At 69.7% G+C, this 17,707-nt stretch carries 22 protein-coding genes and 2 rRNA genes; 11 read left to right on the forward strand and 13 right to left on the reverse strand.

All coding sequences use genetic code 11. The features are described from left to right. Positions 1 to 93: 93 nt before the first annotated feature. Genes ABFX50_RS18950 through ABFX50_RS18960 form a run of 3 tightly spaced genes read right to left on the reverse strand, consistent with a single transcriptional unit; the run spans position 94 to position 1,937 of the window. The gene (locus ABFX50_RS18950; protein WP_346148046.1) at positions 94 to 1,032 is read right to left on the reverse strand and encodes an NAD-dependent epimerase/dehydratase family protein; all 939 of its coding nucleotides are present in this window, start codon (positions 1,030 to 1,032) and stop codon (positions 94 to 96) included. Between the two features lie 36 nt (positions 1,033 to 1,068). Beyond that, a complete protein-coding gene (gene rsrA, locus ABFX50_RS18955) occupies positions 1,069 to 1,335 on the reverse strand; it encodes a mycothiol system anti-sigma-R factor (RefSeq protein WP_183655832.1) in 267 nt (88 codons plus the stop codon). Beyond that, positions 1,332 to 1,937, reverse strand: coding sequence for a sigma-70 family RNA polymerase sigma factor (locus ABFX50_RS18960; protein WP_192777809.1), 606 nt, complete (start codon positions 1,935 to 1,937; stop codon positions 1,332 to 1,334). The genes rsrA and ABFX50_RS18960 overlap by 4 nt, the downstream gene beginning before the upstream one ends. Before the next feature lie 264 nt (positions 1,938 to 2,201). On the opposite strand from ABFX50_RS18960, the gene ABFX50_RS18965 reads away from it, so the two are divergent. Continuing rightward, positions 2,202 to 2,951 carry a class I SAM-dependent methyltransferase gene (locus ABFX50_RS18965; protein ID WP_183655829.1) on the forward strand — a complete coding sequence of 250 codons (750 nt, stop codon included), beginning with the start codon at positions 2,202 to 2,204 and terminating at the stop codon, positions 2,949 to 2,951. Here ABFX50_RS18965 and ABFX50_RS18970 read toward each other — a convergent pair. Both ABFX50_RS18970 and ABFX50_RS18975 read right to left on the reverse strand, forming a co-directional pair. Continuing rightward, positions 2,948 to 3,280, reverse strand: coding sequence for a TraR/DksA family transcriptional regulator (locus ABFX50_RS18970; RefSeq protein WP_346129324.1), 333 nt, complete (start codon positions 3,278 to 3,280; stop codon positions 2,948 to 2,950). The two genes, ABFX50_RS18965 and ABFX50_RS18970, sit on opposite strands and share 4 nt — an antisense overlap. Before the next feature lie 153 nt (positions 3,281 to 3,433). Then, the gene (locus tag ABFX50_RS18975; RefSeq protein ID WP_183655823.1) at positions 3,434 to 4,180 is read right to left on the reverse strand and encodes an SOS response-associated peptidase; all 747 of its coding nucleotides are present in this window, start codon (positions 4,178 to 4,180) and stop codon (positions 3,434 to 3,436) included. A gap of 51 nt (positions 4,181 to 4,231) precedes the next feature. On the opposite strand from ABFX50_RS18975, the gene ABFX50_RS18980 reads away from it, so the two are divergent. The 3 genes from ABFX50_RS18980 to rsgA all read left to right on the forward strand — a co-directional run bounded on the left by ABFX50_RS18980 (position 4,232) and on the right by rsgA (position 7,688). Continuing rightward, positions 4,232 to 5,260: an NAD(P)-dependent alcohol dehydrogenase gene (locus tag ABFX50_RS18980; RefSeq protein ID WP_183655821.1), complete on the forward strand. Its 1,029-nt coding sequence runs from the start codon at positions 4,232 to 4,234 to the stop codon at positions 5,258 to 5,260. 81 nt (positions 5,261 to 5,341) lie between these two features. Further along, positions 5,342 to 6,616 carry a 3-phosphoshikimate 1-carboxyvinyltransferase gene (gene aroA / locus ABFX50_RS18985; protein WP_346148050.1) on the forward strand — a complete coding sequence of 425 codons (1,275 nt, stop codon included), beginning with the start codon at positions 5,342 to 5,344 and terminating at the stop codon, positions 6,614 to 6,616. A 52-nt stretch (positions 6,617 to 6,668) separates the two neighbouring features. Next, positions 6,669 to 7,688 carry a ribosome small subunit-dependent GTPase A gene (rsgA, locus tag ABFX50_RS18990; RefSeq protein WP_346148083.1) on the forward strand — a complete coding sequence of 340 codons (1,020 nt, stop codon included), beginning with the start codon at positions 6,669 to 6,671 and terminating at the stop codon, positions 7,686 to 7,688. A 1-nt stretch (position 7,689) separates the two neighbouring features. Here the strand turns inward: rsgA and ABFX50_RS18995 are convergent, their stop codons facing one another. Further along, a complete protein-coding gene (locus tag ABFX50_RS18995; RefSeq protein WP_346148052.1) occupies positions 7,690 to 8,133 on the reverse strand; it encodes a DUF4442 domain-containing protein in 444 nt (147 codons plus the stop codon). Between the two features lie 48 nt (positions 8,134 to 8,181). On the opposite strand from ABFX50_RS18995, the gene hisN reads away from it, so the two are divergent. Continuing rightward, positions 8,182 to 9,000 (forward strand): histidinol-phosphatase, encoded by an 819-nt coding sequence (gene hisN, locus ABFX50_RS19000; protein ID WP_428834697.1) that lies wholly within the window; start codon positions 8,182 to 8,184, stop codon positions 8,998 to 9,000. A 16-nt stretch (positions 9,001 to 9,016) separates the two neighbouring features. Here hisN and ABFX50_RS19005 read toward each other — a convergent pair whose 3' ends face one another. Together ABFX50_RS19005 and ABFX50_RS19010 are read right to left on the reverse strand one after the other, a co-directional pair. Beyond that, positions 9,017 to 9,799, reverse strand: a complete 783-nt coding sequence (locus tag ABFX50_RS19005) for a fructosamine kinase family protein (protein ID WP_379505319.1) — start codon at positions 9,797 to 9,799, stop codon at positions 9,017 to 9,019. Next, positions 9,780 to 10,244 carry a low molecular weight protein-tyrosine-phosphatase gene (locus tag ABFX50_RS19010; RefSeq protein WP_346148056.1) on the reverse strand — a complete coding sequence of 155 codons (465 nt, stop codon included), beginning with the start codon at positions 10,242 to 10,244 and terminating at the stop codon, positions 9,780 to 9,782. Before ABFX50_RS19010 ends, ABFX50_RS19005 begins: the two co-directional genes overlap by 20 nt. Positions 10,245 to 10,365: 121 nt before the next feature. On the opposite strand from ABFX50_RS19010, the gene pstS reads away from it, so the two are divergent. Genes pstS through ABFX50_RS19035 form a run of 5 tightly spaced genes read left to right on the forward strand, consistent with a single transcriptional unit; the run spans position 10,366 to position 14,827 of the window. Continuing rightward, the gene (gene pstS / locus ABFX50_RS19015) at positions 10,366 to 11,481 is read left to right on the forward strand and encodes a phosphate ABC transporter substrate-binding protein PstS (RefSeq protein WP_183655809.1); all 1,116 of its coding nucleotides are present in this window, start codon (positions 10,366 to 10,368) and stop codon (positions 11,479 to 11,481) included. Between the two features lie 3 nt (positions 11,482 to 11,484). Then, positions 11,485 to 12,465 (forward strand): phosphate ABC transporter permease subunit PstC, encoded by a 981-nt coding sequence (gene pstC / locus ABFX50_RS19020; protein WP_183655806.1) that lies wholly within the window; start codon positions 11,485 to 11,487, stop codon positions 12,463 to 12,465. Further along, positions 12,462 to 13,337, forward strand: coding sequence for a phosphate ABC transporter permease PstA (pstA, locus tag ABFX50_RS19025; protein WP_183655803.1), 876 nt, complete (start codon positions 12,462 to 12,464; stop codon positions 13,335 to 13,337). The genes pstC and pstA overlap by 4 nt, the downstream gene beginning before the upstream one ends. A 15-nt stretch (positions 13,338 to 13,352) precedes the next feature. Then, entirely contained in the window at positions 13,353 to 14,129 is a 777-nt protein-coding gene (gene pstB / locus ABFX50_RS19030) for a phosphate ABC transporter ATP-binding protein PstB (RefSeq protein ID WP_346148059.1), read from the forward strand. Then, a complete protein-coding gene (locus ABFX50_RS19035) occupies positions 14,129 to 14,827 on the forward strand; it encodes a response regulator transcription factor (protein WP_346148061.1) in 699 nt (232 codons plus the stop codon). The genes pstB and ABFX50_RS19035 overlap by 1 nt, the downstream gene beginning before the upstream one ends. On the opposite strand, the gene ABFX50_RS19040 is transcribed toward ABFX50_RS19035, so the two are convergent. Further along, on the reverse strand, positions 14,803 to 15,696 hold the full coding sequence (locus tag ABFX50_RS19040) for a phenylalanine 4-monooxygenase (RefSeq protein WP_346129307.1): 894 nt from the start codon (positions 15,694 to 15,696) through the stop codon (positions 14,803 to 14,805). The genes ABFX50_RS19035 and ABFX50_RS19040 overlap by 25 nt on opposite strands. Before the next feature lie 127 nt (positions 15,697 to 15,823). Between ABFX50_RS19040 and ABFX50_RS19045 the strand changes: the two genes are divergently transcribed. Continuing rightward, positions 15,824 to 16,288 carry an Lrp/AsnC family transcriptional regulator gene (locus tag ABFX50_RS19045; protein ID WP_183655791.1) on the forward strand — a complete coding sequence of 155 codons (465 nt, stop codon included), beginning with the start codon at positions 15,824 to 15,826 and terminating at the stop codon, positions 16,286 to 16,288. On the opposite strand, the gene ABFX50_RS19050 is transcribed toward ABFX50_RS19045, so the two are convergent. From ABFX50_RS19050 to ABFX50_RS19065, 4 genes are all read right to left on the reverse strand, one after another. Then, entirely contained in the window at positions 16,243 to 16,668 is a 426-nt protein-coding gene (locus ABFX50_RS19050; RefSeq protein ID WP_346148064.1) for a hypothetical protein, read from the reverse strand. The genes ABFX50_RS19045 and ABFX50_RS19050 overlap by 46 nt on opposite strands. A 407-nt stretch (positions 16,669 to 17,075) precedes the next feature. After that, positions 17,076 to 17,270 carry a hypothetical protein gene (locus ABFX50_RS19055; RefSeq protein ID WP_346148066.1) on the reverse strand — a complete coding sequence of 65 codons (195 nt, stop codon included), beginning with the start codon at positions 17,268 to 17,270 and terminating at the stop codon, positions 17,076 to 17,078. A gap of 139 nt (positions 17,271 to 17,409) precedes the next feature. After that, a 5S ribosomal RNA gene (gene rrf, locus ABFX50_RS19060) occupies positions 17,410 to 17,526 on the reverse strand. A 90-nt stretch (positions 17,527 to 17,616) separates the two neighbouring features. Further along, a 23S ribosomal RNA gene (locus ABFX50_RS19065) occupies positions 17,617 to 17,707 on the reverse strand; the annotation flags it as partial.

A 17,707-nucleotide genomic window follows, 5' to 3' on the forward strand; every position in this document is an offset into this window, starting at 1 on the left:
GTGCTTTCAACGTGCGCATGGGGCTCACGCTACAGAAGACGTCCGGGAACAGGGGGCCGACGCGGGAATCGCAAGCAAAGCGTAATCAAGCAACTACCTGCGGCGACTCCGGACCCACTCCACTGTCGCCTTCAGGCCAGTTGACAGCTCGGTCTGCGGCCGCCAGCCGAGACCCTCCCACGCGGGAGCCGGATCGACGGCCATCGCCGGCAGGTCGCCGAGCCGCGCGGGCGCGAATCCGGGGTCGTCGGGCACCCCCGCCGCCTCGGCGACGAGCGTGTGCAGCTCGCGGTCGGTGGTCTGGAGGCCGGTGCCGAGGTTGAACCGCCGCCCGCCGCCCGCCTCGCCGCACGCCCTGACGAAGCCGTCCACGACGTCGGCGACGTAGACGTAGTCGCGGGTCTGGTCGCCCTCGCCGTACAGCACGGTCGGCGCGCCCGACAGCAGCGCGTCGGTGAAGATGGCCACTACGCCCGCCTCGCCGGCCGGCGACTGGCGCGGGCCGTAGACGTTGGAGAGCACCAGCGTGGTGTAGTCGATGCCGTGCAGCGCCCTGAAGGCGGCCAGGTAGGTCTCGCCGCTGAGCTTGGAGGCCGCGTACGGCGAGCGGGGGTCGGTGGCCGCGTCGCCCGGCACGGGGATGACGCCAGGCCTGCCGTACACCGCGACGGAGGAGGCGAAGACCACCTTGCGCGCGCCGGCGCTGTGGGCGGCGGTCAGCACCGAGGCGGTGCCCTCGACGTTGACCCGGGCGTCGTGCACCGGGTCGGCCACGCTGGCGCGGACGCTGATCTGCGCGGCCAGGTGACAGACGACCTCGGGCCGCCACTCGGCGGCCAGGCCGATGAGCGCGCGATCGCGGATGTCGAGGACGTGGAGCTCGAAGCGGTCGCTGCGGGCCGCTTCTGCCAGGTTGTCCCTGTCGCCTGAGGACAGGTCGTCGACGACGACCACCTCGTGACCCTCGCCGATCAGTCGATCGACGAGGTTTGACCCGATGAAACCGGCTCCCCCGGTCACCAGCACGCGCATGGGCGCCATGCTAGCCGTGCGGGCCGGCAGGGCGGGCTAGTCGGACAGGTCGGCCCTTACGCGGGCGATGCGGTCGAGGACCTTCGCGCGCAGGTCGTCGGGTACGGGGTCGCATCCGCAGTGCTTGGCGACCAGCGCCTTCACCGCCTTGTCGAGGTCGTACTCCTGCAGGCAGGGGCCGCACTCGTCGAGGTGCACCCTGATGTCGACGCACTCGCCCTCGCCGAGCTCGCCGTCGAGGTAGGCGTAGACCTTGTCGAGCACCTCGCGACAGTCCGTGTCGTGCGGCTCACCACAGCTCATTTGGATCCCTCCGCCGGGACCAGGCCACGCTCGCGAGCGTAGTCCTCGAGATGCGTCCGCAACTGCCTGCGGCCGCGGTGGAGTCTCGACATCACCGTGCCGATCGGGGTGCCCATGATGTCGGCGATTTCCTTGTAGGGAAAGCCTTCGACGTCAGCCAGGTAGACGGCGATCCTGAACTCCTCGGGCAGCGCCGCGAGAGCTTCCTTGATGTCGCCGTCGGGCAGGTGCTCGAGCGCCTCGATCTCGGCGGACTTCAGCCCGCTCGAGGTGTGCGACTCGGCGCGCGCCAGCTGCCAGTCCTCGATCTCCTCGGTGCCCGACTGCTTCGGCTCCCGCTGCTTCTTGCGGTAGCTGTTGATGAAGGTGTTCGTCAGGATCCGGTAGAGCCAGGCCTTGAGGTTCGTGCCCTCCTGGAACTGGTGGAAGGAGGCGAACGCCTTGGCGAAGGTCTCCTGGAGGAGGTCCTCGGCATCGGCCGGGTTCCGGGTCATCCGGAGCGCGGCGGAGTAGAGCTGCTCGAGGTACGGCATGACGTCACGCTCGAACCGCTCGCTGCGCTGCTCCAGAGTCTCCGTGCCTGTCGCGGGCACCGGACCCACCCCCCTAAGATCGCCGGTGGCCTGCTGTGGCGGAACACCGTACTCAGGGGAGGATACCCGCTCGTCAGTGACCGACAGGCCACCGGGGAGGGGTTCGGGAAGGGCGAGGCTGCGACCGGCGGTGCGGTCGCGGCCCTCGGCGACTGCGAGCATGCTTGTCTGCAACACACCCGCGCGCGCGTCTGTTCCCGCAAGATAGAAGGTGACGAACGACCTGGTACGGGGAAAAACCAACGTACCTTTTCCGGAACACAGGAGTCGCGTGTGCTGCCCATTCCGGCCGAGGAACTGAACGGCTCAGGGACGCTCGGACCGTACTGGACCTTTTATCGTGCGGTCGTCGCCGAGCAGTTGAGCCGCTGGCTTCCCGGCCGTCCCTCCGTGGTCCTCGATCTGTCCGGCGGCAGGGGCCGCTGGTCCTCCCAGGCCGCCAAGGCCGGGCACAAGGTGATCGAGGTGGTCGACTTCCGCCGCGCCGTCGAGGGGCAGCCGCAGCTGCGCGATGCCGACCGGGTGCGCCAGGTTCGCGCCGACGATCTGGCGTTCCTGCCCGACGGGTGCGTGGACGCGGTGGTGGCCGAGGAGCGCGCGCTGTCGATCGAGCTGATGGCCGAGTCGGCGATGGAGGACGTGGTCCGCGTGCTGCGTCCGGGCGGGCGCGCCCTGGTCTGCGTCGACTCCCTGGTCCTCGGCATGGCGATACTGGCCGAGCAGAACTACTGGGCACACCTGCGCCAGACCGGCGAGGTCATGCTCGTGCCGTGGCCCGACGGCAGCATCACCCGCTGCTTCAGCAGCGGCCAGCTGCGCGAGCTGCTCACCGGCGCGGGCCTGGAGGTCGAGTGGGTACGGCCGCGCACCGTGCTGTCGCCCTCCACCGTCGACCACGTGCTCGCCACCGACACCAGGGCGCTGACCTGGCTGGTGCGCACCGAGCTCGACGCCCATCCCAACGACGACGACACCGTCGGCATCCATCTCGTGGCGAGCGCGGTCAAGAAGGAGACGCGCTAGCGCCTTCTCTCCTGCCTCGACTGGCACTGCACACATCTGGCGGCCTCGGGACGCGCTTCCAGCCTGCCCTCGGGCACCTGCTTGCCGCAGTCGACGCACTCGCCGTAGGAGCCCTCGTCGAGGCGCTTGAGCGCGGCCACCACCGCGCCGCGCTGCGCGGTGGCCACGGTCAGCATGGCCTGCGCGCGGTCGGTGTCGGTCAGGTCGGATCCGGCGTCGGCCGCTGAGCGGTCCCTGACGGCCACCGGATCCCCGCGCAGCACGCCGATGGACCTGTCGAGCTCGGCGAGCATGCTCTCCAGTCGCTCACGAGCGGTCGTGTCGTCCACGGTCCGCACCTCCGGGTAGGCGGGAGCGGCCGGCCGCGGGACTCCCCGGAGGTCCCGCCCGGCGCAGTGGGGGGCAAACAACGCGGTGACTCCGAGTAAACGGATGGCATCGCTTTCCTCACCGGATGCCCACTACGAACGCTTCTTACACTTTTAGAAGAGCGCGCCCTCTTCCTCCGGTTCCTGCGGCTCGATCAGGTGAGGGCCGTTGTTGCGCACGCTGTTGACGTCGGTGGAGACGGGGTAGGCGACCAGCCGTCCCGCGTCGGCGGGCACCAGCAGCCGCGACGCCTGCCCGGTGTCGGTCAGCGTGGGGTCGAGCCACTCCGCCCAGCGCTCACGCTCGATCATCATGGGCATCCTGTCGTGGATGTGCCCGAGATCGTCCTCCGCCTGCGTGGTGATGACCGTGCAGGTCACGAGCCATTTGAGCGGGTCATCTTCGGCCCTGGTCGGGTCCTTCCAGAACTCGTAGAGCCCGGCCATGGCCAGCACGCCGTCGTCCTCGGGATGGATGTAGAAGGGCTGCTTCTTCTTCTTCTCGCCCTCGACCGGCATCCACTCGAAGTAGCCGTCAGCGGGCAGCAGACACCTGCGCGAGGCGAAGGCCCTCTTGAAGGCGGGCTTCTCCGCGACAGTCTCCAGCCTGGCGTTGATCATGCGGGAGCCGATCGAGGGGTCCTTCGCCCAGACGGGCACCAGCCCCCATCGCATGACCCTCAGCTGCCTCACCGCTCGCTCGGCCTCCTTCGGCACCCTGCTGAGCACCGCGTAGACCTGCTTGGTGGGGGCGACGTTGTAGTCGGGCTGCAGTTCCTCATCGGGAGAGGCGTCCTGCTCGACCTCGAACTCCTCCAGGAGCTCGTGCTTCTTGCGCGCCGAGGCGTATCTGCCGCACATGCGTCCAGCCTGCCACGGGTTCGGTCCCCCCGCCCAGTAGGTTGACTGGACATGAAGGCATTTCAGCTGGTCAGCCCAGGCAAGACCGAACTTCGCGACGTCGACGTGCCCGAGCCGGGTCCCGGTCAGGTTCTGCTGAAAGTGACCGGATCGGGCGTGTGCCACTCCGATCTGCACCTGCTTCACGCCCAGCAGCTGCCCTTCCCCATGACGCTCGGCCACGAGCCCGCGGGTCAGATCGTCGCGCTCGGCCCCCAGGTGAACGGATGGGCGACGGGACAGCACGCCATCTGCTACATCGTGTGGGGCTGCGGCGTGTGCCGCCGGTGCGCCACAGGGGCGGAGAACGCCTGCGAGCGCTTCCCCCGCGGCCTGGTCCCGGGGCCCGGCCTCGGCTACCCGGGCGCGATGGCAGAGTACATGCTGGCCCCCGCCAGGTCGCTGGTGCCGCTCGGCGATCTCGACCCCGTCGACTCCGCGCCGCTGGCGGACGCGGGGCTCACGCCGTACCACGCCATCGACCGCTCGCGCGAGCTGCTCACCCCGACCTCCACGGCCGTGGTGATCGGCGTCGGGGGGCTCGGCCATCTGGCGGTGCAGATCCTGCGCGCCATCACGGAGAGCACGGTCATCGCCGTCGACCTCGACCAGGAGAAGCTCACGGCGGCGCGCGGCCACGGCGCCGACCACGCCGTGCTGTCGGGGCCCGAGGCGGTTCCCGAGATCCTGGAGCTCACGCACGGCAGGGGCGCGGACGTGGTGCTCGACTTCGTCGGCGTGACGCCCACGCTGTCCGTCGGCGCTGGGGTCGTCTCCTCCTACGGGCACCTGACGGTGCTCGGGCTCGGCGGCGGGTCCGTCGACTTCTCGGCCTCCGGTCCGCCGCAGGGGCTGCCGTGGGGCGCCACGGTCAGCAGGCCGTACGGCGGGACGCGCAGAGACCTGCACGAGGTGCTCTCGCTGGCCCAGCGCGGGCTCATCAAGGTGCAGGTGGAGCGGCACCCGCTGGCCGCCGCCGACGACGTCCTGGCCAGGCTGGAGCGCGGTGAGGTCAGGGGCCGCGCCGTCCTGGTCCCCTGACCGTGTCCTCTTCTCCCCCCAGGCTCTCCCCCCTCCTCGCAGCCAGGCGGCCGTCGCGCCCGCTCCCGATAGGCTGAGCACATGTCCGCTCCGCTCTGGCCGGCCCCGACGGCCTCCGCCCCGGTCACCGCGACCGTCCGCCTGCCCGGCTCCAAGTCGGTCACCAACAGGGCGCTGCTGCTGGCCGCTCTGGCCGACGGCCCAGGCACCGTACGGCAGGCCCTGCGCAGCCGCGACGCCGACCTCATGGCGGCGGCCATGCGAGCGCTCGGCACCGAGCTGACCCCCTCGAACGAGAGCGCCTCGGGCGTCGACTGGCAGGTCACCCCTGGCCCCGTCCGCGGCGGCGCCCGCATCGACGTCGGCCTCGCGGGCACGGTGATGCGCTTCGTGCCCCCCATGGCCGCGCTGGCCGAAGGGGAGGTGCACTTCGACGGCGACGCCCACGCGCGCAAGCGTCCCATGGGCCCGATCCTGTCCGCCCTGCGCGCGCTCGGCGCCGACATCGACAACGACTCGCTGCCCTTCACCGTCCGCGGCAGGGCCGTCGGCGGCGAGGTCACCATCGACGCCTCCGCCTCCTCCCAGCTCATCTCGGGGCTGCTGCTCACCGCCGCGCGGTTCGAGAAGGGCGTGACGATCCGCCACGAGGGCCCGCCCGTGCCCTCGATGCCGCACATCGAGATGACCGTCCAGATGCTGCGCGCGGCGGGCGTCACCGTCGACGACGACACGCGCGACGTGTGGCGGGTCGAGCCAGGCCCGATCAGCGCGCGCGACCTGGTCGTCGAGCCCGACCTGTCCAACGCCGCGCCCTTCCTGTCCGCCGCGCTCATCACCGGCGGCACGGTCACCGTCCCCGGCTGGCCCGCCCTGACCACCCAGCCGGGCGACGAGCTGCGCGGCCTGCTCGGCGCCATGGGCGCCACCGTCGACCTCGGCCCCGACGGGCTCACCGTCACGGGATCCGGCCAGATCGCCGGCATCGACGCCGACCTCCACGAGGTGGGCGAGCTCACCCCGACCATCGCCGCGCTGGCAGCCCTGGCCTCCTCGCCGAGCACCCTGCGCGGCATCGCCCACCTGCGCGGCCACGAGACCGACAGGCTGGCGGCGCTCGTCACCGAGATCAACGGCCTGGGCGGCGACGCCGAGGAGACCGCCGACGGCCTGATCGTCAGGCCCGTCCCGCTGCACGGCGGCACCTTCCACAGCTACGCCGACCACCGCATGGCCACGGCGGGAGCCGTCATCGGGCTCGCCGTGCCCGGCGTCGAGGTGGAAGACATCGCGACGACGGGTAAGACACTTCCGGAGTTCGCCCACATGTGGGCGGAAATGCTGGGGCAGTCATGACCCGCGGGCCGGTCGGCAGCCGGGCCGCGCGCCGAGAGCAGGGAGCGGACCGCTGAGAAAGCGGGAGTACGACGAGGACGACGTCAGGATCAGGCCGAGCAAGGGCTCACGGCCTCGGACCAGGATCCGTCCTGCGCACGAGGACGCCGTCGAGGGCTTCGTGGTCGCCGTCGACAGAGGCCGCTACACCTGCCTCGTCGAGACGGCAGGCCGCAAGAAGAAGCGCGAGCGCCAGCTGGTCACCGCCATGAAGGCGCGTGAGCTCGGCCGCAAGGGCATCGTGGTCGGCGACAGGGTGGCCATCGTCGGCGACGTGACAGGCCAGGCCGACACGCTGGCCAGAGTCGTCAGGGTCGAGCCCCGCACCTCGATGCTGCGCCGCAGCGCGGACGACACCGAGGACACCGACGGCATCGAGCGGCCCATCGTGGCCAACGCCGACCAGCTCGTCATCGTCACCGCCCTGGCCGACCCGCCGCCGCGGCCCCGCATGATCGACCGCATTCTGGTGGCCGCCTTCGACGCCGAGATCGACTCGCTGCTCTGCCTCACCAAGTCCGACCTGGCCCCGCCCGCGGAGCTGGTGGCGCTGTACGAGCCGCTCGGCGTGCCGTTCGTGGTGGTGCAGAAGGGCGGCGAGCTGGAGGAGCTCCGCGAGCATCTCGCGGGGCGCATCAGCGTGCTGGTCGGGCACTCGGGTGTCGGCAAGTCCACCCTGGTCAACGCGCTGGTGCCCGACGCCAACAGGGCGGTCTCCCACGTCAACGCGGTCACCGGCAGGGGGCGCCACACCTCGAGCTCGGCGGTCGCGCTCGAGCTGCCCGAGGGCGGCTGGATCATCGACACGCCCGGTGTGCGCAGCTTCGGCCTGGCCCACGTCTCCGTCGAGACCGTCCTGGCGAGCTTCCCCGACCTGGTCGAGGGCACGGTCGACTGCCCCAAGGGCTGCAATCACCTCGACGAGGACTGCGCGCTCGACGCGTGGGTCGCCGCGGGCCACGCCGACCCCGCCCGCCTCGCCTCGCTGCGCCGTCTGCTGTCCATCCGCGAAGGCAGCCCCGAGCCCGAGTGAGTCAGCGGTTGGGGCGCAAGGTCCAGGAGACCGTCATCTCCGAGACGGTCGTCCCCTCCGCGTTGCGGATCTCGACGGCCACGTCGAACTCCGGCCGCTCCCCCGCGTCCAGCTTGGCCACGACCTCGTCGCGCGAGGCGAGCAGGCGCGCCTCGGCCACGACCTCGCCCATGGCCACCTTGCGGTAGCGGATGGTGGCGGTCGTGGGCAGCGGGACGGCGCGCGACAGCTGGTCGCCGAAGGTCGCCAGCGTCGCCGCGCCCGAGGCCGACTCCGCGAGCGCGAACAGCGCCCCCGCGTGCGGCCCCCCGACGTGGTTGTGCAGGTCCTGGCGGTCGGGCAGGCGGCAGATGGCCACACCGTCCTCGACCTTGTCGTAGGTGATGTCGAGAGTGCGCGCGAAGGGCACCGTCTGCAGCAGGAGTTCGCCGACGTCGTATGACATATCGCCATGCTACTGGCGAGTAACCCGAACGGGGATGAAGCCACTCTGATGGAAGTGGCGTCCGACGCGATAGCGTGGCTCCTCGTGACGGGTTACAGCGACGATCTGCGTCTCGCGCATGTCATGGCGGACGCCGCCGACGACCTCACCCTGCGCCGGTTCAAGGCGGTCGACCTCAAGGTCGAGACCAAGCCCGACCTCACCCCGGTCAGCGACGCCGACCGGGCGGTGGAGGAGGCCATCAGGGGCACGCTGCGCAGGGCCAGGCCCCGCGACGCGGTCGTGGGCGAGGAGTTCGGCACGACCGGCCACGGCGCCAGGTCGTGGATCATCGACCCGATCGACGGCACCAAGAACTACGTGCGCGGCGTGCCCGTGTGGGCGACGCTGATCGCGCTCATGGACCACGCCGAGGTCGTGGTCGGGCTGGTGTCGGCGCCTGCGCTCGGCCGCCGCTGGTGGGCGGCGCGCGAAGGCGGCGCGTGGACGGGCAAGAGCCTGACCAAGGCCACCCGCATGCGGGTCTCCTCGGTGAGCAGGCTCGAGGACGCCTCGTTCTCCTACTCCGACATCGAGGAGTGGGAGAAGGCCAGGCGGCTGGAGCCGTTCCTCAACCTGGGGCGCGCCTGCTGGCGCACCAGGGCCTACGGCGACTTCTGGTCGCACATGATGGTCGCCGAGGGCTCGGTCGACCTGTCGGCGGAGCCCGACCTGTCCCCGTGGGACATCGCCGCGCTGACGGTGATCGTCGAAGAGGCCGGCGGCACCTGGACGGGCCTCGACGGCGCCAAGGGGCTGGAGTCGGGCGGCCTGGTGTGCACCAACGGCACACTCCACGACGAGGTGCTCAAGCGCCTCGACGCGTGAGCGTCACCGATGCCGCTCAGAGCGCCAGAACCCGCGACACCGCGCCCATGAGCGCGTCCCTGTAGGCGTCGCCGTACAGGCAGACGTGCACCAGCAGCGGATGCAGCTGGTGCAGCGGCACCCGCTCCCTCCAGCCGTCGGCCAGCGGCGCCTCCTCCTCGTACGCCCCGAGGACGACGTCCAGGTACGGCGCGCCGAACAGCGCGAGCATCGCCAGGTCGGTCTCCCTGTGACCGCCGTGCGCGGCGGGGTCGACGAGCACCGCCCTGCCGCCCGACCAGAGCACGTTGCCGCCCCACAGGTCGCCGTGGATGCGCGAGGGCGTCTCCTGCGGCCCTGAGACGTCAGGGAAGCGGTCGACGGCCCGCTCGATCAGCCGGACGTCCGCGGCGGCCAGCCGCGCCTGCCGTACGAAAGGCAGGACGCGGCGGGCGGCGTAGAACGAGGGCCAGTCGGCGGCGGGCTCGTTGGACATGGGCAGATCGGCGATGAAGCCGGGCCACGGAGCGCCGAAGGCGTCGGCGCCCAGCAGGTGCGTCCTGGCGAGCTCGCGCCCGAAGCGCTCGGCGGCGGCGCGGGTGGGCCGCTCGGTGTCGATCCACTCCAGGACCAGACCGTCCTCGTGGGAGGACACGACGGTGGCCGCGATGGGGCCGAGCCAGCGCAGCCCCTCGGCCTCGGAGGTGAACAACGGGGAAACGGCGCCGTGCTTGCCGAACACGGGCCGCCCGTCGAGCATCCCCCTGCGCAGCCGCCATCCGTGCGAGGCGCCGAGGTCCTCAGTCCAGTCGATCGGCAAGGTACTTCGCCAGCCCTTCCGAGGCGGCCTTCACCTGGGCGAGCACGATCTCGAAGCCGTCGCGGCCGCCGTAGTAGGGGTCGGGCACCTCCGCGCCCTCCGGCGCCTCGGGGTCGAACGAGCGGAACAGCCGGACGTCGGTTCCTGCGGGCACGACCCGCCGCAGGGCGCCGAGATTCTCCGCGTCCATGGCCACGACCAGGTCGTACTTGTCGAAACCGAACTGGCGAGCCCGGTGAAGCGAACCGTCGTAGCCGTGCGCGGCCAGCACCGCGGCGGCACGCTCGTCCATCGGGTCACCCGCGTGCCAGCCACCGGTGCCCGCGCTGTCGAGCGCCACCTTCTCCGACAGGCCGTGCTCGTCCAGAGTCCGCCTCAGCACCACCTCCGCCATGGGGGAGCGGCAGATGTTTCCCATGCAAACCAGCGATACGCGAAAGGTCATGCATCCCATCATGATGCTGACCTGGCCCGTTCACCGAACGTTCACCCCGATTCGGGGGTTGAGTCACCTTCGCTGCTTAACGTCGGTCTCGACTAAGGACCAAGTGGGAGGAAACCCAACCGTGAAGTATGCAGGCCGGCTCGCCGCCGTCGCCGTAGTCGGCGCGCTCTCGCTCGCTGCGTGCGGCACCGACAACAACACCGGTGCCCCTGCCGGCACCACGTCCGCGACCGCCGCCGCGTCCTCGGGCAATGACAACGCCCTCAGCGGCACGATCAACGCGGCTGGGTCCTCGGCTCAGGCCAACGCGATCGACCAGTGGAAGAAGGACTTCCAGGCGAAGAACCCGAACGTCAACCTGAACTACCAGCCGAGCGGTTCCGGCGCTGGTGTCCAGGCGTTCATCCAGGGCACCGTCTCCTTTGCCGGCTCCGACTCGGCGCTGAAGGACGACAAGGGCGAGCCCGCCCAGGCCGACGCGCGTTGCAAGACCGGCAAGGCCATCAACCTGCCGATGGTCACCGGCCCTGTCGCCGTTGTCTACAACCTCCCCGGTGTCGACGGCCTGCAGCTTTCGCCCAAGACCATCGCCGGCATCTTCAACAGCACGATCACCAAGTGGGACGACGCCGCCATCAAGGCCGACAACCCCAGCGCGAAGCTGCCGTCCACGCCGATCCAGGCCTTCCACCGCTCGGACGAGTCCGGCACCAGCGACAACTTCACCAAGTTCCTCAAGGCCACGGCCGAGTGGCCGTACGAGCCCGCCAAGGCGTGGCCCGCCGAGGCCAAGGGTCAGGGCGCCAAGGGCTCCGACCAGGTCGCCGCCTCGGTGAAGGGCGCCGAGGGCGCCATCGGCTACGTGGAGCTCTCCTACGCCGAGAACTCCCAGCTGCAGAAGGCCAAGGTCGCCAACGGTTCGGGCGAGTTCGTCGAGCTCACCTCCGACAGCGCCGCCAAGACCGTCGAGGCCGCCGAGATCAAGGGCACCGGCAACGACCTCAAGCTGAGCATCGACTACGCCACCAAGGCCGCGGGCGCCTACCCGATCGTCCTGGTGACCTACGAGATCACCTGCGAGAAGGGCCTGCCGGCCGACCAGGTCCCGCTGGTGAAGTCCTTCCTGGGCTACACCGCCAGCGACGAGGGCCAGGCTTCGCTGAAGGACCTCGGCTACGCCCCGCTCCCCGCGGCGCTGCTCACCAAGGTCCGCTCGGCCGTCGAGGCGATCTCCTAACTCATGACAACCCCCGTTCGCACCCGAGGAGGCGGGCCGGCCACGCGCCGGGCCGCCTCCCGGCGCAGCTCAGGTGAGGGTCCCTTCCGCTTCGCCTCCACCGGTGCCGGCGTCGTCCTGCTGGGAGTCATGGCGGCCATCGCCGTCTTCCTGATCAGCGAGGCGATCCCGGCGTTGCAGGCGAACAAGGGCAACTTCTTCACCGAACTCATCTGGGAGCCCAACGGCAGCCAGGTCTTCGGCATCGCCGCCCTGGCCTTCGGGACCGTGCTGAGCTCGGCCCTCGCCCTCGTCATCGCGACCCCGATCGCGGTGGGCGTGGCGCTGTTCATCTCCCACTACGCGCCCCGCCGCCTGGCGGGGCCCCTCGGGTACCTGGTCGACCTGCTCGCCGCCGTCCCCAGCGTCATCTACGGCCTGTGGGGCCTGGTCTTCCTGGTCCCCTTCCTGAAGACGCCCTCGGTATGGCTCAACGAGCACCTCGGCTGGTTCCCGCTGTTCGGCGGTGAAGGCGTCATCGGCGGCAAGACCATGCTCGCCGGCGCCATCGTGCTCGCGATCATGATCCTGCCGATCATCGCGGCGATCTCACGAGAGGTCTTCCTGCAGGCGCCGAAGATCAACGAGGAGGCGGCTCTCGCGCTCGGCGCGACCCGCTGGGAGATGATCAGGATGGCGGTGCTGCCGTTCGGCCGCCCAGGCGTCATCAGCGCGGCGATGCTCGGCCTCGGCCGGGCGATGGGCGAGACCATCGCGGTCGCGCTCATCTTCCCCGCGACCTTCGACCTCAGCTTCCAGATCCTCACCCCGCACGCCAACAGCATCGCGGCCAACATCGCCAACGGCTTCGGCGAGGCGACCCCCATCGGGCGCGGGGCGCTGATCGCCTCAGGCCTGGTGCTGTTCGTCATCACCCTGCTCGTCAACATGGGCGCCCGCATGGTGATCGCCCGCCGCAAGGAGTACGCGAGGGCCGCCGCATGAGCGCGATTCAGCGCATCTCGACCGGGCGACGGATCAAGGACAGGGTCGTCCAGGGCCTGGTCTACCTGGCCTTCGCGCTGGCCGTGGTCCCGCTCATCTCCGTCCTGTGGCTGGTCATCCAGAACGGCCTGGCCCGCTTCGACCTGGAGTTCCTGACCCACTCGATGCGCGGCATCGGGGCCAGGGACGCGGGCGGCGGCGCCTACCACGCCATCATCGGCACCCTTGAGCAGGTCCTGCTGGCCTCGGTCATCGCGGTGCCCATCGGCGTGCTCACCGCCATCTACCTGGTGGAGTACGGCACCGGCGGGCGGCTCAGCCGTACGATCAGCTTCTTCGTGGACGTCATGACCGGCGTCCCTTCGATCGTGGCGGGCCTGTTCATCTTCGCCTTCTGGATCCTCTTCCTCGGCATCCCGTTCTCCGGGTTCGCGGGCGCGCTGGCGCTGTCGATCCTGATGATGCCGACGGTGGTGCGCTCGGCCGAGGAGATGCTCAGGCTGGTCCCCAACGACCTGCGTGAGGCCTCCTACGCCCTGGGCGTGCCCAAGTGGCGCACGATCCTCAAGGTCGTGCTGCCGACCGCGCTCACCGGCATCATCACCGGCGTCATGCTGGCCATCGCCCGCGTCGCCGGTGAGACCGCGCCACTGCTGCTGACCGTCTTCTTCACCGACTCCATCAACAACGATCCGTTCAACGGGCCGCAGATGGGACTCCCCCTCTACGTGTTCGACCAGGCGGCCCGTCCCAACGACACCGCCATCGACCGCGCGTGGGCGGGAGCTCTCACGCTCATCCTGATCGTCATGCTGCTGAACCTGGTCGCGCGCCTCATCGCCTGGTGGCGCTCGCCTTCCAGGGCCCGATAGGAGGTATCCGCCACCATGTCCAAGCAGATCCAGGTCTCGGGCCTCGACGCTTACTACGGATCGCACAAGGCCATCGAGGACGTCTCGATGACCATCGAACCCCGCTCGGTCACCGCGTTCATCGGCCCTTCCGGCTGCGGCAAGTCCACCTTCCTCCGCACGCTCAACCGCATGCACGAGGTCATCCCCGGCGCGCGGGTCGAGGGCAAGGTGCTCCTCGACGGCGAGGACCTCTACAGCTCCGACATCGAGCCCGTCTCGGTGCGCCGCGCGATCGGCATGGTCTTCCAGCGGCCCAACCCGTTCCCCACCATGTCCATCTACGAGAACGTGGCCGCGGGGCTCAAGCTCAACGGCCGCGTCTCCAAGTCGGAGACCGACGGCATCGTCGAGGAGTCGCTGAAGGGCGCCAACCTCTGGAACGAGGTCAAGGACCGACTCAACAAGCCGGGCGCGGGCCTGTCCGGCGGTCAGCAGCAGCGTCTGTGCATCGCCCGCGCGATCGCGGTCAAGCCACAGGTGCTGCTCATGGACGAGCCCTGCTCGGCGCTCGACCCGATCTCCACGCTGGCCATCGAGGACCTGATGACCAAGCTCAAGGACGAGTACACGATCGTCATCGTCACCCACAACATGCAGCAGGCCGCCCGGGTGAGCGACCGCACCGCCTTCTTCAACCTCGCGGCCCAGGGTCAGCCCGGCAAGGTGGTCGAGATGGACGACACCTCACGAATGTTCACCAACCCCTCGCAGAAGGCCACCGAGGACTACATCACGGGGCGTTTCGGCTGATGGTCGTCGCGGCGAACGGGGACGCCCCGACAGCCCCCACGCTGCTGGTGGCCGACCCGGACGAGGACGTCATCCAGGAGCTGGCGGCGGCGCTCGAACGAGAGGGCGTCGAGGTCACCGGGGTGACCGACGGCGCCCAGGCGCTCCTGCAGGCCGGCGCCCTGCACCCTGACGTGGTGCTCGTAGGCGCCACACTGCCGACCATCGGCGCGGTCGAGTTCGTCCGCGCCGTACGGCTCGCACGCTCGGTACCCGTCCTTCTCGGCGTCGGTGAGGGGCACGCCGAGCAGGCCGTCCAGGCGCTGGCCGCGGGCGCTTCGGCGTGCGTGGCCAGGCCGTACCGGGTGTTGGAGCTGCTGCCCTTCATCCAGGCGGCCTCCCACGGCGGCGAGACGCGCAAGGTGCTGAGTGTGGGAAGCGTGGAGCTCGACGTCCACGCCTACCAGGTGCGCGTCGCGGGCCATGCCGTCCACCTGCCGCTGCGCGAGTTCGAGCTGCTGCACTACCTGATGCGCAACGCCGACCGTACGGTGACCCGCGAGCAGATCATGCGCAACGTCTGGCAGTCCGCCGACGGCACCTCGACCAACACGATCGCGGTGCACGTCAAACGGCTCAGGGCGCGCCTGGGCGACGAGGACGACCAGCTGATCCAGACCGTGCGCGGTGTCGGCTACCGGCTGATCACGCCTGCCTGAAGCTCGGCGATGCTGTCGTCGTCGCAGGTCTCCCAGAAGGCGCCCACGACGTCCTCCAGGTGCCGCATCGACTCGGCACGGAACAGCACGTCCTGGTACTTCGTGATGTCGTACTGCGTGGCGCCCATGACCCGCAGGTCGAGGGGCCTGATGTCCATGCCCCTGAACTCCTCGATCTCGCCGTAGGACGACAGGATGCCCGCCCCGTACGCGCGAAGCTCCCCGCTCTCGGCCATCACGCCGAACTCCAGCGTGAACCAGAAGACCTTCGAGACGAACTCCAGCGCCTCGTCGCTCTCCACCCGCCGCGCCGCCGCTCCCGCCAGCCGGTACAGCGCCGCGAACCGGTCGTTGGCCAGCGCGTTGGCGTGCCCGATCACCTCGTGGACGACGTCGGGCTCGGGCGTGTAGAAGGGCACCGAGTGGTGGCGGATGTACTGGGTGGAGTGGAAGTAGCCGTCGGCCAGCACGCCGTAGAAGTCACGCAGCGGGACGAGCCCGGCCGCGGGAAGATATCTGAACCCGGTGAGCGGCTCCAGCAGCTCGCTCACCTCCTGCAGCTGCGGAATCCTGTCCGTGGGCAGGCCCAGCCTGGACGCGCCCTCCAGGTACTCCGCCGTGGCGTACTTCCTGTGCTTGATGGCCAGCTCGTGCGAGATCAGCGACCAGATGCGGTGCTCCTGCTCGGTGTACTCGGCCGCCGGGATCGGCTCACCCTGCCGGTGGTTGACGGCCAGAGCCGCGATCGCGTTTCGCCTGGCCCGGTAGACCTGGTCGGCGAAGCCGGGATGTGACGTCGCCAGCTCAACCACCACGGACCCGTCGTCCTGGGCGGAGACCGGCGCGAAGTACTGCGCTTCCTCGAACATGCAAGAATGACAGCAATTACAGCTTTCGTTGGCAAGAGTGACCAGTTTCACTGGTCGATTCGCGCAATATCGCCTGATCGGATCGGGCTTCGACTGCGCGAATCGCCCATACCTTGTGGAGGCGGCCATGGACGAGCTCGACGCCAGGCTCCTGGTGACCATGCGCGCCCACCCGCGCATCGGGCTGACCGAGCTGGCCAGGCTGCTGGGCGTGGCCAGGGGCACCGTCCAGGCCAGGGTGGAGAAGCTGACGGCTCGCGGGGTCATCGTCGACTTCGGCCCGACGGTCTCAGCCGCGGGCACCGGCCACCCCATCCTGGCCTTCGTCTGGCTCCAGATCGCCCAGGGACGGCTGGCCGAGGCGGTCCAGGCGCTGCACGACGTGCCGCAGATCCTCGAGGTGCACGGCACGAGCGGACAGCACGACCTGCTGTGCAGAGTGGTGGCCAGGAGCACCGACCACCTGCAGGAGGTCATCGCGCGCATCCTCGCCTCTCCCGCGGTCCAGCGCACCGACACCACGATCGCGCTGTCGACGCAGATCCCCTATCGGATCGAGCCCCTGATCGCCTCCTCCCACGAGGACAGGTAGGCCTGGTATCCGCCCGCGAAGCGGCGCACCTCGCGCTCACCCTCGTCGCTGAGCGCGGTCAGCTCGTAGGTCACCCGTACGAGACTCGCCCCACTCGCCTCTGATGCCGCCACGCTCGCCTCCACCGGCTCGAGGGTGACGGTGACAGTGCCGGCCCTGCTGCCGGGGGTGATGCGCGCGTAGGAGATGAGGCGGCCCGGCCGGCGGTCGACCACCACCCAGATGGTGGACTCCCCGTGGGCGGTGGTCTCGAACACCGTGCCCGGCGCTGAGTCGTCGCCCACCGGACACCGGAAGACCGGCTCCCACCCTTCCACCCATCGCTCCTCCCCACGCGGGGTGAACAGCACGAACGCCTCCTCGGGCGGAAGCGGCACCACGAAGGACCCCGTCAACCGATACCGCCCACCCGACTCCGGACAAGGTCCGTACTCACCCGATACCGCGTGACCGTCCGGCGCAGCCGACCCTGGACAGCGTTCGTGCTCGTCCGCCACCGGGTGCAGGCTCAACTCATCCGACCCTGGAGGAGACCCGTGCTCGCCCGCCACCGCATGGAGGCTCAGCCCATCCGACCCTGGGCGAGGTCCGTGCTCGCCTGATGCCGCGTGGAGGTTCGGCCCGCCCGAGTGAAGTCGCTCCTCGCCTGAGTCCGCGTGGAAACTCAAACCAGCCGCCTCCACGGGAGGGCACCGGTCATCCGCCTGTTCGCCGAGCGCTTGGGGCAGGTGTTGTTCACCCGCACTCAGGTGGAGATCCTGACCGCCAGGGTGTTTCTCGGGGCTGTTCATCGCTCTACCAGGCGGTGGGCGTCGGCGGCGGTGAGGGTCAGGCCGTAGACCGCCTTGAGCTGCTCGATCTTCACGAGCGTCTCCGGCGAGAAGGGGACCTTGCCCTCGAAGGCGTGCAGCGCCATGCCCTCGACGAGGTCACCGAGCGAGATGTCCAGGTACTCGGCCAGCCCCTTGAGAACCTTGAGCACATTGCGCTCCACACGAAGCCCGGTCTGCGTACGATCGACTGTTACCATGGTACCAATGTACCAGCCTGGGCAAAGGAAATGACCCCGGAAATGCAGAAAGGGCCCCACCCAACGGGTGAAGCCCTTCCATACAAAGATTGCGCGGCGGCGACCTACTCTCCCACACCCTCCCGAGTGCAGTACCATCGGCGCTGCAGAGCTTAACTTCCGGGTTCGGAATGTAACCGGGTGTTTCCTCTACGCTATAACCGCCGCAACCCTATGAAACTGACAAACACAGACGTGCTTGTTGTCTCAGAATTGCGTAGTGGACGCGAGCAACAGTGCTTAATGAAAAGCGTGCTTTGTGGTCAAGTCCTCGGCCTATTAGTACCGGTCAGCTCCACACGTTACCGTGCTTCCACCTCCGGCCTATCAACCCGGTCGTCTACCGGGAG

This window comes from Nonomuraea recticatena (assembly GCF_039533245.1).
GTDB classification, from domain to species: Bacteria; Actinomycetota; Actinomycetes; order Streptosporangiales; family Streptosporangiaceae; genus Nonomuraea; species Nonomuraea roseola.